This is a genomic window from Pseudoalteromonas sp. MMG012 (assembly GCF_018100875.1).
Classification (GTDB): domain Bacteria; phylum Pseudomonadota; class Gammaproteobacteria; order Enterobacterales; family Alteromonadaceae; genus Pseudoalteromonas; species Pseudoalteromonas aurantia.
Genome location: NZ_JAGJEF010000049.1, coordinates 23342 through 39078 on the forward strand (window position 1 = coordinate 23342; position 15737 = coordinate 39078).

At 41.0% G+C, this 15737-nt stretch carries 18 protein-coding genes; 13 read left to right on the forward strand and 5 right to left on the reverse strand.

Annotated elements, in window-relative coordinates; genetic code table 11:
- Window positions 1-2: 2 nt before the first annotated feature.
- Window positions 3-470, reverse strand: a complete 468-nt coding sequence (gene argR / locus J8L97_RS15470; RefSeq protein ID WP_192508674.1) for a transcriptional regulator ArgR — start codon at window positions 468-470, stop codon at window positions 3-5.
- A gap of 483 nt (window positions 471-953) precedes the next feature.
- Here argR and mdh point away from each other — a divergent pair, with 483 nt between their 5' ends.
- Window positions 954-1886, forward strand: coding sequence for a malate dehydrogenase (mdh, locus tag J8L97_RS15475; protein WP_192508673.1), 933 nt, complete (start codon window positions 954-956; stop codon window positions 1884-1886).
- A 71-nt stretch (window positions 1887-1957) separates the two neighbouring features.
- Here the strand turns inward: mdh and J8L97_RS15480 are convergent, their stop codons facing one another.
- The 3 genes from J8L97_RS15480 to J8L97_RS15490 form a co-directional block, all read right to left on the reverse strand.
- Window positions 1958-3145: a VWA domain-containing protein gene (locus J8L97_RS15480; protein ID WP_211050905.1), complete on the reverse strand. Its 1188-nt coding sequence runs from the start codon at window positions 3143-3145 to the stop codon at window positions 1958-1960.
- A gap of 3 nt (window positions 3146-3148) precedes the next feature.
- Window positions 3149-3985: a MoxR family ATPase gene (locus tag J8L97_RS15485; protein WP_210997269.1), complete on the reverse strand. Its 837-nt coding sequence runs from the start codon at window positions 3983-3985 to the stop codon at window positions 3149-3151.
- Between the two features lie 81 nt (window positions 3986-4066).
- Entirely contained in the window at window positions 4067-4288 is a 222-nt protein-coding gene (locus tag J8L97_RS15490) for a DUF1653 domain-containing protein (protein WP_211050910.1), read from the reverse strand.
- 61 nt (window positions 4289-4349) lie between these two features.
- Between J8L97_RS15490 and J8L97_RS15495 the strand changes: the two genes are divergently transcribed.
- The 10 genes from J8L97_RS15495 to rpoS all read left to right on the forward strand — a co-directional run bounded on the left by J8L97_RS15495 (window position 4350) and on the right by rpoS (window position 11350).
- Window positions 4350-4829 (forward strand): DUF2947 domain-containing protein, encoded by a 480-nt coding sequence (locus J8L97_RS15495; protein ID WP_210997267.1) that lies wholly within the window; start codon window positions 4350-4352, stop codon window positions 4827-4829.
- 49 nt (window positions 4830-4878) lie between these two features.
- Window positions 4879-5514, forward strand: coding sequence for a hypothetical protein (locus tag J8L97_RS15500; protein WP_312037173.1), 636 nt, complete (start codon window positions 4879-4881; stop codon window positions 5512-5514).
- A gap of 37 nt (window positions 5515-5551) precedes the next feature.
- Window positions 5552-5833 (forward strand): cell division protein FtsB, encoded by a 282-nt coding sequence (gene ftsB, locus J8L97_RS15505; RefSeq protein ID WP_192508668.1) that lies wholly within the window; start codon window positions 5552-5554, stop codon window positions 5831-5833.
- Window positions 5830-6525 carry a 2-C-methyl-D-erythritol 4-phosphate cytidylyltransferase gene (ispD, locus tag J8L97_RS15510; RefSeq protein WP_211050912.1) on the forward strand — a complete coding sequence of 232 codons (696 nt, stop codon included), beginning with the start codon at window positions 5830-5832 and terminating at the stop codon, window positions 6523-6525. The genes ftsB and ispD overlap by 4 nt, the downstream gene beginning before the upstream one ends.
- 1 nt (window position 6526) lies before the next feature.
- Window positions 6527-7003 (forward strand): 2-C-methyl-D-erythritol 2,4-cyclodiphosphate synthase, encoded by a 477-nt coding sequence (gene ispF, locus J8L97_RS15515; RefSeq protein WP_211050915.1) that lies wholly within the window; start codon window positions 6527-6529, stop codon window positions 7001-7003.
- On the forward strand, window positions 7000-8046 hold the full coding sequence (truD, locus tag J8L97_RS15520; protein WP_211050917.1) for a tRNA pseudouridine(13) synthase TruD: 1047 nt from the start codon (window positions 7000-7002) through the stop codon (window positions 8044-8046). The genes ispF and truD overlap by 4 nt, the downstream gene beginning before the upstream one ends.
- Window positions 8027-8770 (forward strand): 5'/3'-nucleotidase SurE, encoded by a 744-nt coding sequence (gene surE / locus J8L97_RS15525; protein WP_211050919.1) that lies wholly within the window; start codon window positions 8027-8029, stop codon window positions 8768-8770. The genes truD and surE overlap by 20 nt, the downstream gene beginning before the upstream one ends.
- 8 nt (window positions 8771-8778) lie before the next feature.
- Window positions 8779-9417: a protein-L-isoaspartate(D-aspartate) O-methyltransferase gene (locus J8L97_RS15530; protein WP_192508663.1), complete on the forward strand. Its 639-nt coding sequence runs from the start codon at window positions 8779-8781 to the stop codon at window positions 9415-9417.
- A 68-nt stretch (window positions 9418-9485) separates the two neighbouring features.
- Complete coding sequence (locus tag J8L97_RS15535; protein ID WP_211050921.1) at window positions 9486-10313, forward strand: peptidoglycan DD-metalloendopeptidase family protein; 828 nt, start codon at window positions 9486-9488, stop codon at window positions 10311-10313.
- A gap of 56 nt (window positions 10314-10369) precedes the next feature.
- Complete coding sequence (gene rpoS, locus J8L97_RS15540) at window positions 10370-11350, forward strand: RNA polymerase sigma factor RpoS (RefSeq protein ID WP_192508662.1); 981 nt, start codon at window positions 10370-10372, stop codon at window positions 11348-11350.
- A 58-nt stretch (window positions 11351-11408) separates the two neighbouring features.
- Here rpoS and mutS read toward each other — a convergent pair whose 3' ends face one another.
- The gene (mutS, locus tag J8L97_RS15545; RefSeq protein WP_211050932.1) at window positions 11409-13982 is read right to left on the reverse strand and encodes a DNA mismatch repair protein MutS; all 2574 of its coding nucleotides are present in this window, start codon (window positions 13980-13982) and stop codon (window positions 11409-11411) included.
- A 22-nt stretch (window positions 13983-14004) separates the two neighbouring features.
- Between mutS and pncC the strand changes: the two genes are divergently transcribed.
- Together pncC and recA are read left to right on the forward strand one after the other, a co-directional pair.
- Entirely contained in the window at window positions 14005-14493 is a 489-nt protein-coding gene (pncC, locus tag J8L97_RS15550) for a nicotinamide-nucleotide amidase (RefSeq protein ID WP_211050934.1), read from the forward strand.
- Window positions 14494-14560: 67 nt separating this feature from the next.
- A complete protein-coding gene (recA, locus tag J8L97_RS15555) occupies window positions 14561-15610 on the forward strand; it encodes a recombinase RecA (RefSeq protein ID WP_192508659.1) in 1050 nt (349 codons plus the stop codon).
- The last annotated feature ends 127 nt before the right edge of the window (window positions 15611-15737 follow it).

Genomic DNA, 15737 nt, shown 5'->3' on the forward strand with positions numbered 1-15737 from the left:
GCCTAAACGTTGTCAAATAACGTTTTTACTCGCTCAAGCGTTGCATCAATTTCTGAGATTTGGGCTGGGGCGATAAATATGGTGTCATCACCAGCAATTGTGCCGAGTACGCCATCTGCAGTTCCTAACGAATCAAGTAATCGGGCAATAAGTTGTGCGGCGCCAGGGCTAGTTCGAATAATTATCATCATTTCATTATGGATAATATCAATAACCAATTGGCGCAGTGGGCTTTTGGCTGTCGGCACTCCCATCTCAGCAGGCAAACAATAGACCATTTCTTGTTTTGCATTACGGGTTCGTACCGCACCGAATTTACTGAGCATGCGTGACACCTTGCTCTGACTCACATTGTCAAAGCCTTGGTCTTTTAAAGCGTCAACAATTTCTCCTTGTGAACCAAAGTTTTCTTCTTTGAGTAAAGCTTTAAACGCTTTAACCAGCGCTTCTTGTTTTTCTTGAGGCTGCATAACGATCCATAATTCAAATGGTGATGTTGGGATTCTACACAAAACTACGTTGTGACCCAAATTTTACTGTGCTGATATTCAGGTTCTGTCACACGCGTAAAGCGCCAGTGCTGTTAGCTTTACAACTATAGTCGAAAAAATCATGAAAATAACTCGGATTAATTTGTTTTTACCTGCGCTTTTCATTATCTTTACTGCATTCTTGGGTATGTTTGTCTTTTTTAGCTGAGTTTGCAGTAACTAATATGGGTTTATTATGCTGTTGAGTACACATAGAACGTAAATTTGTGTATGAAAGTTGATTATAATTCATGTGAAATGGTTACTTTTAATTGTCATGTTAGCGCTTTTGTTGTGTATTCAATGTCACCTAATGGTGTTGGGGTTTACGCATTATGTATCTGATTGCTGAGATGGTATTTAAACTTAGATTTTAATTGAGGGACGCACCCTAAATTTACCTTCAATTTATGGAGTATTCACATGAAAGTTGCTGTATTGGGTGCCGCTGGCGGTATTGGTCAAGCTTTATCACTTTTACTTAAAAACGGTTTACCTGCAGGTTCTGAATTATCTTTATACGACGTTGCACCGGTAGTACCAGGTGTTGCTGTTGACCTTTCTCATATCCCAACGGCAGTTAAAGTAGCTGGTTTTGGTGCGGATGACCTAGACGCTGCACTTGCTGGTGCTGATATTGTATTAATCCCAGCTGGCATGCCTCGTAAACCAGGTATGGACCGTGCTGATTTATTCAACGTAAACGCAGGTATTATTAAAACACTTGCTGAAGGTATTGTACGTAGCTGCCCTAAAGCGCTAGTGGGTGTTATCACTAACCCAGTAAATGGTACTGTGCCAATTGTTGCTGAAGTATTCAAAAAGGCGGGTACTTATGAAGCATCTCGCGTATTTGGTGTTACAACATTAGATGTCATTCGTTCGGAAGCATTTATTGCTGAATTGAAAGGTGTTGATGTATCTGAAGTGAAAGTACCAGTTATTGGTGGCCATTCAGGCACTACTATTTTACCACTTCTTTCACAAGTTGAAGGCGTTTCATTCACTGATGAAGAAGTTGCAGCACTTACACCTCGTATCCAGAATGCAGGTACTGAAGTGGTAAATGCAAAAGCAGGTGGCGGTTCAGCGACACTTTCAATGGGCGCAGCTGCAGCACGTTTCTGCTTCTCACTTGTTAAAGGCTTACAGGGTCAAGATGTTGTAGATTACGCGTATGTTGCCGTTGAAAATGGCGACGCACCATATTTTGCGCACCCTGTACGTTTAGGTAAAAACGGTGTAGAAGAAATTCTGTCTTACGGTGAGTTAAGTGCATTTGAACAAAAAGCAAAAGAAGATATGCTTGCAACACTTAACAAAGACATCCAAGAAGGTGTTGATTTCATGTCTTAATAGACGATGAAATTAAAAAAGCCGCGTACGTCGCGGCTTTTTTGTGTCCAAATTAGACGTTGACCGTACCATTAAGTTAGTACTTTTATCGCTTTACTTATACCGTCTAATGTTAATGGGTACATACGGTTGTGCATTAGTTCAGCAATGATATCTATTGACAGGTAATAGGGCCAGTGGGTTGTGGGTTGTGGGTTTAACCAAGCAACTTTTTCAAAATGCTGAGTGAGGCGTTGAAGCCACATACTGCCAGCTTCATGGTTCCAATGCTCTACGCTACCACCAGAATATGTGATCTCATAGGGCCCCATAGTGGCATCACCCACAAAAATAAGTCGATAGTCTTTACCGAAGCGGTTGATAAGCTGATATGTGTCAAGCGACTCGCTATCGCGTCTTTGGTTATCTTGCCAAACTTGTTCATAAACACAATTGTGAAAATAAAAAAACTCCAAATGCTTAAATTCACTGTGTGCAGCACCAAATAGCTGTTCGCATAAATGAATGTATTCATCCATTGAACCACCAATATCAAACAGCATAATGACATTAATGGCATTATGTCGTTCAGGGACCATTTTGACATCGAGCATACCGCCTTGTTTTGCCGTTGCAGCTATCGTTTCATTAAGATCCAATTGCTCGCTGGCACCACTTTTTGCAAACTTTCTGAGCTTTTTCAGTGCAAGCTTCATGGTTCGGCTGGTCATTTCAGTGTTAGCGTCTAAATTGCGATATTGACGCTTATCCCACACTTTAACGGCTTGGCGCTGTCGGTTCCCTTCTTGGCCAATTCGGATTCCTTCAGGGTTATAGCCATACGCGCCAAATGGAGATGTGCCACCAGTGCCAACCCATTTATTGCCACCTGCATGGCGTTCTTTTTGCTCGGCTAATCGTTGTTTTAGCGTTTCTAATAACTTATCTAATCCACCGAGCGCATCTAATTGTTGTTTTTCTTCATCGGATAAGCTTTTTTCGAACTCTTTTCGTAACCAGTCATGGGGGAGTTCATTGTTAGTCTGTAATTGCGATAATAAGTCGATAGATTCAAGACCTTGAAAGTAATCGGCAAAAGCGCGGTCAAATTTGTCAAACTGGGTTTCATCTTTAACAAAAATAATTTTACTGAGGTCGTAAAATGCATCGATGTCAGCAAACGCTAAACCTTTGTTTAGTGCGTTGATACAGTCAAGCAGTTCTCGAGGACTGACTTTTAAGCCGTAGCGTTTTAATGTAAAGAAAAATTCGATAAGCATCAGTTAACGCTTACTTATAAAGGCCAGCTTCTCAATTAAGCTCACATCTTGTTCATTCTTAAGCAAAGCCCCAAATAATGGCATTAAACCACCTTGATGCTGTTTATCATGTAAGGTTGTACTGTCGATATCTTCAGCCATTAGCAACTTTAGCCAATCTAATAATTCACTGGTACTTGGTTTTTTCTTAAGCCCTGGCACATCCCTGAGTTTAAAAAAGCTTTCTAATGCTTGTTGTACCAAGTTAGCTTTGATATTAGGGTAATGAACATCAATGATTTTTTGCATCTGCTGGGTGGAAGGGAAGTCGATATAGTGAAAGAAACAGCGTCGCAAAAAAGCATCAGGGAGCTCTTTCTCATTATTCGATGTAATAATGACTATCGGGCGGACTTTTGCTTTAACACGTTCACCTGTTTCATAAACATGAAACTCCATTTTATCGAGCTCCAATAGTAAATCGTTGGGAAACTCGATATCAGCTTTGTCAATCTCATCAATGAGCAGCACCGGACGCGAAGGATCCGTGAAGGCTTGCCATAATTTACCTTTTACAATGTAATTATTAATATCATGCACTCGTTGTTCACCGAGTTGACTGTCTCTTAGTCGAGATACGGCATCGTATTCATACAGCCCTTGTTGTGCTTTTGTGGTTGATTTGATATGCCATTGAATGAGGTTGGTATTGAGGCTTTTTGCAAGTTCTTCTGCGAGTAGTGTTTTACCCGTGCCTGGCTCTCCTTTAATTAAAAGCGGCTTTTCTAATATAATTGCAGCATTTACTGCTTGTTTTAATGCACTACTAGCAATGTAATTGTTTGTACCTTGGAAGTTCACTTTGTACCTAACGACTGGTCTGAGGAGAATGAGTTATCTTGCCATAAAAAGGTGACCTGCCGCTAGGGGTTATGAAGTATCTTATTTATCACCAAGGTATTTAAAGCGTGGAGTTTCAACGCCATCACATGTGACGTTTTCAACAAACATCGTGAAAGGACGAACCCAAAAATCGAAATCACCATAGAGGGTTTGATAGACGACCATTTTTTCTTGTGTTTCACTGTGAGTTGCGATGTGGAAGACCCGATATTGCTGACCTTTGTAATGCTGATAAATACCGAGTTTTAGTGTTTGCTTCATTGTTCGTTCCGTTTAGTGTGCGGTATACTGCGCGTTAATATTTGCCAGACTGGGCTGTTGTATGAATTATATTGCGCTTGATGAGTTTAGAAAAGCATGGGTTTTTAAACATCAAGATTTACCGATCTCAGAACAAGATCTTGCGGCGATTAAGCCAATGACGAAAGCGCGAGCGGCAGTATTGTGGAGTACCATGATAAGCCGAGATCAAGATCACCCTGACTTTTTCAATCCATCGGAGTGGGTAGGAAAAGAGGATAGCTGGTCTGAAAATGTTGATTGGGAAAAGCCTTGGGAAGCCGGTGAGGAATCGCTTCCTGACGTAATTACATCGCATTTGGGGTGGGAAGCCAATACCACTGTATATTTTTGTATGTCACGTGAACAAGTTATCGAGACAAATTTTGCAGTTTTTCAGCGTTGTTGGCAAAACTTCATGTTTTTATGTGACGGCAGCTTATTGGTTGGTAAAAAACGAACCGGCGTCGTGCAATTTATGGAAAATGGTGAAGCTCGGCTTGGAGAAAAGCCGAAAGGCTAGCTTGCTTTAATCTGCCATGCTATAACTTTCACAGTGACTGGGAGGTAGCGTGGGCGAACAGTATATAGCAATGTCAAACGAGCAAAGCAGTTTATGGCATGACAAACGTGAACGATTACAATTTGCTGAGTTAGTTAATGTATTTTATGCACGTGAAATTCCAGCTTTGACAGAAAATGCAACTGCTGAGCAGTTGCCGCGGGCTTTATTAAGTTTACCTTACTATGTTGAGCGTGCAGCGCGAGATATAGTGCTAGGAAGTGTGCCCTTGCAATTAGACAGTCAAAATGGCACTTGGTTAAGTCCGCAAAAAGCGCAACCTAAATGGCAAATGGACGTGTGTAAACACTATTTTGCTCGCCATGGGACGGTCGGGTTAGTCGTGCCTGTGATGCTATCTCACAAGGGATTGACACGTATTGTCATAGACACCATAGATCAAGTAAGAGACAATATGATTCATTGCAATCAACATGGATGGTTTGATTGTTCAGGACAAAGTCAGAAGGGAGTTTCTACAATCATGTTTAAACCCGCAAAAGCCTTAATGGTTGCGGCATGCTGTGGGCATCAGTGGCAATACAGTAAAGCAATTGGGCCTAGAACTTTGAGCTTAAGAGAAATGTTGTTAGCCAGTATGATTAACTGGAAAAATGTCAGAATAATAAAAAAACGCCCACGTTAATCTCGTAATATGCACAATAAACAGTAGGAACTAAACAATGCGCTTATTTCAGTTTGCTTTAATTTGTTTAGCGGCCTTTATTCAATATCAGCTTTGGTTTGGCCATAATGGATTACAGGATTACACGAGATTGAAAAGTGCAGTAGATGCACATCAAAATCTTAATGAAAAGCTATTAAAACGCAATAAGCTATTAAAAGCCGATATTGAAGATTTAAAACTTGGCCTAGAGGGCGTTGAAGAGCGTGCTCGACATGAGTTAGGTATGATAAAACCCAATGAAACATTCATCAGAGTTCTTCCGAAAAAAACACCATGAATAAACTTCCTAAAATAGCCATCGTTGTTCCCGCTGCGGGGGTAGGCAGTCGAATGCAACTATCTCACCCAAAACAATATTTAAAGATTGAAGATAAAACAGTATTGGAGCACACCTTAAATAAAATGATGAGGGTGCCTAATGTCTGCGTTATTGCTGTTGCGGTGAGTGATAGCGATACAGTTTTTGATAAACTTGCTTTTTGTAGTGAGAAGTTAATTAGAACCTCAGGTGGCAAAGAGCGTGCAGAGTCGGTGCTTAATGCGCTTGATGCATTACTAGAATACAAACCTGATTGGGTATTAGTCCATGATGCAGCTCGTCCACTAGTTGATATTACTGATATTGAAAACTTAATTTCACACTGTTTAGAGGCGCAACAAGGTGGTATTTTAGCTGCTAAAGTAAAAGATACCATAAAACGGGGTAGTAGTCATAGCTCTGGTACAGTGCCAAGAGATGATTTATGGCAAGCATTAACGCCACAAATGTTTCCGTTTATGACGTTACGTTCAGCATTGAGTTGTGCGTTACAACAAGGTGTGGCGATCACCGATGAGGCGTCGGCAATGGAATGGCAACAGCAGCCCGTTCAATTAATTCCTGGGCGAACAGATAATATAAAAATAACGACGCCGGAAGATTATGACTTGGCATGTTTTCTGATTTCAAAACAGCATAAGAGAGTGTGAAATGATAAGAATTGGTCATGGATTTGATGTACATAAATTCGGTGGAGAAGGTCCATTGATGATTTGTGGTGAGAAAGTCCCCTTTGAACATGGCTTTATTGCGCACTCAGATGGTGATGTGGCTGTGCATGCCTTATGCGATGCATTGCTTGGCGCTTTAGCACTTGGCGACATTGGTAAGCATTTTCCTGATACAGCGGCAGAATTTGAAAACATAGATAGTCGAGTTTTGCTGCGACAAGTGATGAAGCAGGTCAAAGACAAAGGTTACCAACTAAGCAACTGTGATGTAACGATAGTCGCTCAAGCACCAAAAATGCGACCCCATATTGATGCAATGCGTGCAAACTTGGCTGTCGATTGTAGTGTCAGTATTGATCAGGTCAATATTAAAGCCACGACAACTGAAAAGTTGGGTTTCGAAGGGCGAAAAGAAGGTATTTCAGCGCATGCTGTTGTACTGGTGATGAAGCGATGAAAAATTTGAATTACTTGTATGGTAAACCTCAGTCGTCGGCGGATTACAAATCGTGCGCGGAAGATTTTGTTGTTGATGAATTGCTGGATATTGAGCTGTCGGGTGAAGGTGAACACGTATGTTTGCATGTCATAAAAAAAGGTGAAAATACGCAATACATTGCGAAGATGTTGGCAAAGTTTGCAGGGATCGCACCAAGAGATGTGAGTTATGCGGGGTTGAAAGACAGGCATGGCGTGTGTAGTCAATGGTTTAGCGTGCCAGTACCCATTAAACAACATCTCGACTTTACTGAGCTAAACAGTGATAGTGTGTTTGTTATTAAGCAAATCAGACACAATCGCAAATTACGTACAGGGTGTCATTCAGGTAATAAATTTGAGATCACTTTACGTAATGTCAGTGCGCCATTAGATATTCTTTCTCGTATTAATGCTGTACGACAAGGGGTGCCAAATTATTTTGGAGAGCAACGTTTTGGTCATGATGGGCATAATTTGCAAATGGCTGAGCGGATGTTTTCAGGAGAGCGCATCCGAGATAAAAAGTTACGTGGTATTATTATATCCGCGGCAAGATCACATATCTTTAATGAGATTGTTAGCAAACGCGTTGCTGAACATGGGTTGGCTAAGACATGGCATCAAGAAGTATTCATGCTCAGTGGCAGTAATGCATTCTTTGAAGAAAATATCAGTGATGACACGATTGAACGCTTAACCAGTGGGGATATCTTATTGTCAGCACCGCTAGTTGGCAAAGGAGATAAAGGGTTAACTGAGCAAGAGCGAAACTGGTTAGTGCCTTTTAGTGCTTGGCAAGCGGGCTTAGCTGAATTAGGGTTAAAGAACGAAAGGCGCGCATTGAGATTAATTCCAAAACACTTACAGGTGAAAACAGTCGATGATACAACGATAAAGTTGACCTTTAGTTTACCAAAAGGGACTTTTGCAACGGCCTTGCTAAGAGAGTTAGTGATACATAGAGATGCATCGAAAGATAACTTAATGGATAGTAACCAAGATGAGAATATTACTCAGTAACGATGATGGGGTTGATGCAAAAGGCATTGCGGTTTTATATCGAGCATTGTGTGAAATTGCTGAAGTAATTGTGATTGCGCCAGATAGAAATTGTAGTGGGGCTAGCCATTCTTTGACATTGATGAACCCATTACGAGTTTCCACTTTAGATAATGGATTTTTATCAGTAAATGGCACACCCGCGGACTGCGTGCATATAGGTGTTAGCGAGTTAATGGCTGACTTACCAGATCTTGTTGTCGCGGGTATAAATAAAGGTGCTAACTTAGGCGATGATACATTGTATTCAGGGACTGTTGCAGCCGCAATAGAAGGTCGCCATATGGGACTACCAGCCATTGCTGTGTCACTATGTTCTAAATATGAAAATCATTATGATACCGCTGCTCAGATCACGATAGACATTATTAAACAATTACAGTCACACCCGTTGCCCAAAGATCAAATAATCAATATCAATGTGCCAGATATTTCGCTAGATGAATTGAAAGGGGTAAAGGTGTGTCGGCTTGGCAAACGTCACAAAGCGGAAACAATGACAAAACAAACGGATCCTTGGGGTAGAGAGGTATTTTGGTATGGTACATTGGGTCATGAAAGTGATGCAGGTCCAGGCACTGATTTTCATGCCATCAATCAAGGTTATGCGGCTGTAACGCCGTTAAAAATAGACACGACAGCTCATGAGAGCCTTGATGCAATGGCTTGTTGGTTAAAGAGATAGGGGATAGGGTGCTAAACAATTATGTGCGTAGTGCAAGTGCTTTAATTGAGCAAATTAGGGCACAAGGAGTAACCGACCGAAAAGTCTTGTCTGTATTGGAAAATACGCCAAGACATGTATTTGTGGATGATGTATTAAAGCATAAATCGTATGAGAATACCGCGTTGCCAATAGGTCAGGGGCAAACTATTTCTCAGCCATTTATTGTCGCGAAAATGACGGAGATCTTAAGGCAGGTGGGGGTGTCGGGTAAGGTGTTAGAAATCGGCACTGGATCTGGTTATCAAACTGCGATTTTGGCACAATTATTTGACGATGTTTTTACTGTAGAGCGGATAAAGAGTTTACAATGGCAAGCCAAACGCCGTTTACATCAGCTCGACTTATATAATGTTGCAATGAAACATGGGGATGGATGGCAAGGCTGGTCATCGAAAGCGCCTTTTTCAGGGATTATTGTTACCGCAGCAGCGAAATCAGTGCCACAATCATTGTTACATCAATTACAAGACGGAGGCGCATTAATTGTTCCGCTAGGTGAGCAAGAGCAGATTTTGACGTTGTTTGTTCGTCAAGGTGAGCAATTTATTGAACACCCTTTAGCTCCTGTAAAGTTTGTCCCTTTAGTTGCTGGTGATATCATCTGAGTTTAGCCTTATTTTTTATATTAAATATTACAAATAGATGAAGTAAATATTATGGCAAAAAATCAAAGATGATTAAAATAAACATACAGATACTATTTTTAGTCACCTTATTTTTGAGTGCTTGCTCTACGAACCATAAACCTGCGCCTGTTACTAATCTATCATCAGGTAAGACCTCTTCGAAGTATAAAATTCACATTAAAAATAATCAGTATAAAGTACGAAAAGGTGACACCTTATTTTCTATTGCTTTTAGTGCAAATAAAGATGTACGTGCTGTCGCTAAAATTAATAATATAACCCCACCCTATTTGATTTATCCGGGGCAGAAAATCTACCTAGAGAATTCTAAAAATAAAAACAAAAAGGTTAAAAAATACGCAACAAAAGTCGTTAACTCTAAAATAAACATACAAAAAAGTAACAAAAAACAGAAAAAAGAACTTGATAAGCCAAAACAACGGGAGTATGTTCAAAAAGAACAGAAAAGCAGTGTCAAAGTGCCTAAGCAGATGATTTCTAAAAAGGTACAGTGGCGAAAGCCTGTTATTGGCAAAGTAATTAAGCGTTTTTCTGTTAAGGAAAATGGTTATAAAGGATTACTAATTGCTAATAAACATGGAACACCTGTAAGAGCCGCCGCAGCGGGCACTGTGGTTTATGCGGGCAGTGCATTAAGGGGTTATGGTAACTTAATCATATTAAAACATAATGATGATTACCTAAGCGCTTATGCACATAACTCGAAATTATGGGTCAAAGAGCAACAAACAGTTAAAGTTGGACAAAGAATTGCCGACATAGGTAATACAGATGCCACTGAAACAGCACTACGCTTTGAGATCCGTTATAGAGGGCAAGCTGTAAACCCACTTAGGTTTTTACCTAAGGATTAAGACACTGACAGACAGTATGATGATTTTATACCATTCATTCGCTTGGGAGGATGCATATGGCTCAAACTGCAAATGTTAAGACCAAAAAAACGGACGATTTTGAAGAAAAAAATGAGGATGTCACTTTAACAAACTCTAAAACTGAACTTTTAGAGAACATTGAAGAAGAAGATATTTTCGCGAAAGATGAAACAGTAAAAAACTTAGATGCAACTCAGTTATATTTAGGTGAAATTGGTTTCTCACCGCTGCTTAGTGCTGAAGAAGAAGTGTATTTTGCACGTAAAGCTTTGAAAGGCTGTGAAGCGTCTCGAAAAAGAATGATTGAAAGTAATTTGCGTTTAGTTGTAAAAATAGCGCGCAGATATAACAATCGTGGCTTAGCGTTACTGGACCTCATCGAAGAAGGTAATTTGGGTCTTATTCGTGCAGTTGAGAAGTTTGATCCAGAACGAGGCTTTCGCTTTTCTACGTACGCCACATGGTGGATCCGTCAAACCATTGAACGTGCGATAATGAACCAAACTCGTACCATTCGCTTGCCTATCCATGTTGTGAAAGAGCTTAATGTATATTTGCGTACGGCGAGAGAGTTAACGCAAAAGCTAGACCATGAGCCAACAGCCGAAGAGATAGCCGAGTGCTTAGACAGGCCAGTTGAAGATGTCACAAAAATGTTGCGCTTGAACGAGAAAATCACTTCAGTTGATACACCAATTGGTGGTGAAAATGACAAAGCGTTATTAGATATTATTGCAGATGAAAAGGGCCATGGTCCAGAGAATGAAGTACAAAGCAATGATATTAATAAGCATATTGTTGATTGGCTTGGTGAGTTGAACCCTAAGCAGCGTGAGGTGCTTGCAAGACGTTTTGGGCTTTTAGGATATGAACCGTCTACGCTTGAAGATGTTGGGCGTGAAATTGGTTTAACACGTGAACGTGTTCGCCAGATCCAGGTAGAAGCATTACGGCGCTTGAAAGATATACTACAGCATGAAGGTTTGAGTACAGATAGCTTATTTGAGCAATTGTAAGCGATATAACCTTTAATAAAAAAACCACTCATTGAGTGGTTTTTTTATATCATTACTTTTATACAAGCTTTTTCAACTGATATAAAAGTGAGAGTGCTTCTCGTGGTGTTAATTCGTCAGGGTCAAGCGTTTGGATTGATGTTTCAAGCTCTGATGGTCCATTGTTCAGAACCAATGTTTGCTGTGTGGGCACATTTAAATCGACGACACTCTGGTGATTTTCTAACATAGCGAGTTTTTGTTTGGCAACCTTAAGTACTTCTTTTGGCACTCCTGCAAGTCCAGCAACTTGTAAACCAAAACTTTTACTTGCTGCGCCTTCTAATACCGTATGTTTAAACGCAATGGTGTCGTTATGCTCGACTGCATCAAGGTGGACATTGACTAGTCCACTTTGCTGATCGGCAAGTTCAGTGAGTTCAAAATAATGTGTTGCAAACAAGGTTTTGGCGCTAATTTTTCGAGCAAGATAATCTGCAGTCGCATAAGCCAGAGATAAGCCATCATAGGTACTGGTGCCTCGGCCAATTTCATCCATTAATACTAATGATTGGTGTGATGCATTATTCAGTATTGTGGCAGTTTCGGTCATTTCAACCATAAAAGTAGAGCGGCCCGATGCCAAATCATCACTGGCACCAATGCGGGTGAAAATACGATCTATTTGCCCGATTATCGCGTGGCTTGCAGGGACATAACTTCCAATATGCGCCATTAATACAATTAAGGCTGTTTGACGCATGTAGGTTGATTTACCACCCATGTTAGGGCCAGTTATAACTAGCATTTTACGTTGTTCACTGAGGTGTACTGGGTTGGCAATAAAGGGGTCTTTGCTGACTTGCTCGACAACAGGGTGGCGCCCTGCTTCAATGGAGATTTCATCTTCCTCAGTTAACTGCGGTTTGCAATAGTCAAGTGTTTGTGCCCTTTCCGCTAATGTATTTAACACATCTAAATCGGCCAGTGATGCAGCCATGATCTGTAATTGCTCCAAATAAGGGGCGATAAATTCAAATAATTGTTCATATAATTGCTTTTCTAAAGCAAGTGCTTTGCTTTGACTACCCAGCACTTTATCTTCGTGTTCTTTGAGCTCAGGGATGATGTAACGTTCATTATTTTTTAATGTTTGTCGGCGAATGTACTCAACAGGTACTAGATGTGAGTTGGCGCGACTTATCTCAATGTAGAACCCGTGAACTCGGTTATAGCCAATTTTTAATGTGCTGATCCCTGTGCGTGCACGTTCTCGTTCTTCTAATTGATCTAGAATATCAGTGGCACCTTGGCTTAATGCTCGCCATTCATCAAGGTCAGGGTTGTAGCCTGTTGCAATTACCCCTCCGTCTCGGATCAGTACAGGCGGGTTATCAATAATCGCGCGCTCTAAAAGGTCTTGTAATTTAGGTAAGGAAGGTGATTGTTCGCAAATCTGCGTAATACGGGGGTCATTACATTCCGAGAGTATGCTGTGGAGCGGCGCAATAGCCTGCAATGCGCTGCGCAACCGGGTTAAATCTCGGGGGCGCGCATTACATAGTGCCAACCGAGCAACGACACGTTCAACGTCACCAATTTGCTTTAAGGCATCATACACTTCGATACTAAGCTGTGCTTCAATTAAGCTTGAAATTGCAGATAATCTTGCATTGAGTTCCGGGCGGTTACGAATGGGCGTGTGAATTCGGCGTTTTAAAAGCCGTGAGCCCATTGGAGTTGATGTTTTATCAAGGACTTGTGCAAGTGTGTTGTCGATACTCCCTGACAGATTAACCGTTAACTCGAGATTTTTCCGAGTTGCAGCATCTAAAATAACCGCATGCTCATTTTTTTCTAGTGTAATCGCGCGAATGTGCGGCAGTGCTGTGCGTTGAGTATCTTTTATGTATTGCATGACACAACCAGCAGCAATTAGCCCTGAGTGTGCATTTTCAACACCAAAGCCAACTAGATCTTTGGTATTAAATTGTTGGCATAACAAGTGTTTGGCTGTGTCTAAGTCAAACTCCCATTCAGGGCGACGACGACAGCCTTTAAGTGGTTCGATTAACAATAAATTTTGAAATGATTCAGGGTAGAGCAATTCAGCAGGTTGTAATCGTTGCAGTGTTGAACTGAGTGCTTCATCTGTATTTAGCTCAACGATATTAAAACTACCGGAATTTATATCTAAATATGCAAGGCCATAATGACCTTGTTTATTCTGCCAAATACTGGCGAGTAAATTGTCTTGGCGCTCTTGCAGTAGCGCCTCATCTGTCACGGTGCCAGGTGTTACAATGCGGACAACTTTACGTTCGACAGGACCTTTACTGGTCGCAGGGTCGCCAATTTGTTCACATAGTGCGACAGACTCCCCCATTTGTACCAAACGGGCTAAATAGTTCTCAACTGCGTGATAAGGTACTCCTGCCATTGGAATTGGTGCGCCACCGGCTTTACCACGATGAGTCTGAGAGATATCTAATAGCTGCGCAGCACGAATTGCATCATCGAAGAATAACTCATAGAAATCGCCCATGCGATAGAATAATAAGATATCTTGATGTTCTACTTTAATCCTAAGATATTGCTGCATCATAGGAGTTTGTTGTTTTATAGTATGTTCAGAATATAAATCTATCGACATGCATCTACCTAAAAGGGTGAATATGGAGCTACAACAAGAGATCACAACTCTCGCAGCACAATTGGGCGCTATTTTAACGGATAAACGTCAGACAATCACTACTGCTGAATCATGTACTGGAGGGGGAATTAGCTATGCGTTGACTGACACGCCAGGCAGCTCTGTTTATGTTGACCGTTGTTTTGTTACTTATAGCAACAGTGCGAAGCAGGAATTATTGGGTGTATCTGATCAGACGTTAGCTCAATATGGTGCTGTGAGTGAGCAAACGGTACAGGAAATGGCTTTTGGAGCAGCGACACAAGCAAATGCAGATGTTGCAGTGGCGGTTTCAGGGGTTGCAGGGCCCGGGGGAGGAAGTGAAGAAAAACCGGTTGGATTAGTTTGGTTTGGCGTGGTAATAAACGGGAAATTACAGAGCAAAAAACAAATTTTTTCAGGTGATAGAGCTCAGGTTAGGATGCAAGCTATTGCTTTTGCACTGAATATTATAATAAATGAATTAAAGTAAAAAATATGCTTGATACTGTGATTCCATACAGTATACTTACTCGCATCACGCAAGATTGGAGAAGCAAATGAACGATAACAAACAAAAAGCGCTAGATGCTGCATTGTCACAAATTGAACGTCAATTTGGTAAAGGTTCGATTATGAAGTTGGGTGATAGCCAGGCTTTAGATATTGAAGCTATCTCAACAGGCTCACTTGGAATTGATATTGCGTTGGGTATAGGCGGTTTACCAACAGGGCGAATAGTGGAGATTTATGGTCCTGAGTCATCTGGTAAAACAACCCTAACATTGCAAGTTATCGCGGAAGCACAAAAGAAAGGCAAGACTTGTGCCTTTGTTGATGCTGAACATGCGCTTGATCCAGTCTACGCAGAGAAGTTAGGTGTAAATGTGGACGAACTACTCGTATCTCAACCTGATACTGGTGAACAGGCTTTAGAAATTTGCGATATGCTTGTACGCTCAGGTGCTGTTGATGTGGTAATTGTTGACTCCGTAGCAGCCTTAACGCCAAAAGCAGAAATTGAAGGCGATATGGGTGATCACCATGTTGGTTTACAAGCGCGTTTGATGTCTCAGGCTTTGCGTAAATTAACAGGTAATATTAAGCGCTCAAATACGTTATGTATTTTCATTAACCAAATACGTATGAAAATTGGTGTTATGTTCGGTAACCCTGAAACAACTACAGGTGGTAATGCGTTAAAGTTTTACTCTTCAGTACGTATTGATATTCGTCGTATTGGCTCAGTAAAAGATGGTGATGAGGTTGTTGGTAACGAAACTCGTGTGAAAGTTGTTAAAAACAAAGTGGCGCCACCTTTCAAACAAGCTGAGTTTATTATTATGTACGGCCAAGGTATTTCTAAGCATGGAGAGTTAATTGACCTTGGCGTTAAGCATAAGCTTGTCGAGAAGGCGGGTGCTTGGTATAGCTATAAAGGCAGCAAAGTTGGTCAGGGTAAATCTAACTCAATTAAATTTTTGAAAGAAAACCCAGAAATTGCGAATGAAATTGAGAATAAGTTACGTGAAATGTTATTGCTGCAAGCAACAATAACTCCTGAAGATGGTGAAGATCAAGGCCTAGCTGCGGCAGACGCCGAAGCATAAAAATCGCGAGCGATAACTAAAAACCCAGTAAATACTGGGTTTTTTTGTGGGTGAATAGCATCAAAGTGTTATTTAAATAACCTCAGATTTGGGTCAGGGTTTTGGAGTAGAAAAGGTTTTGTAAACG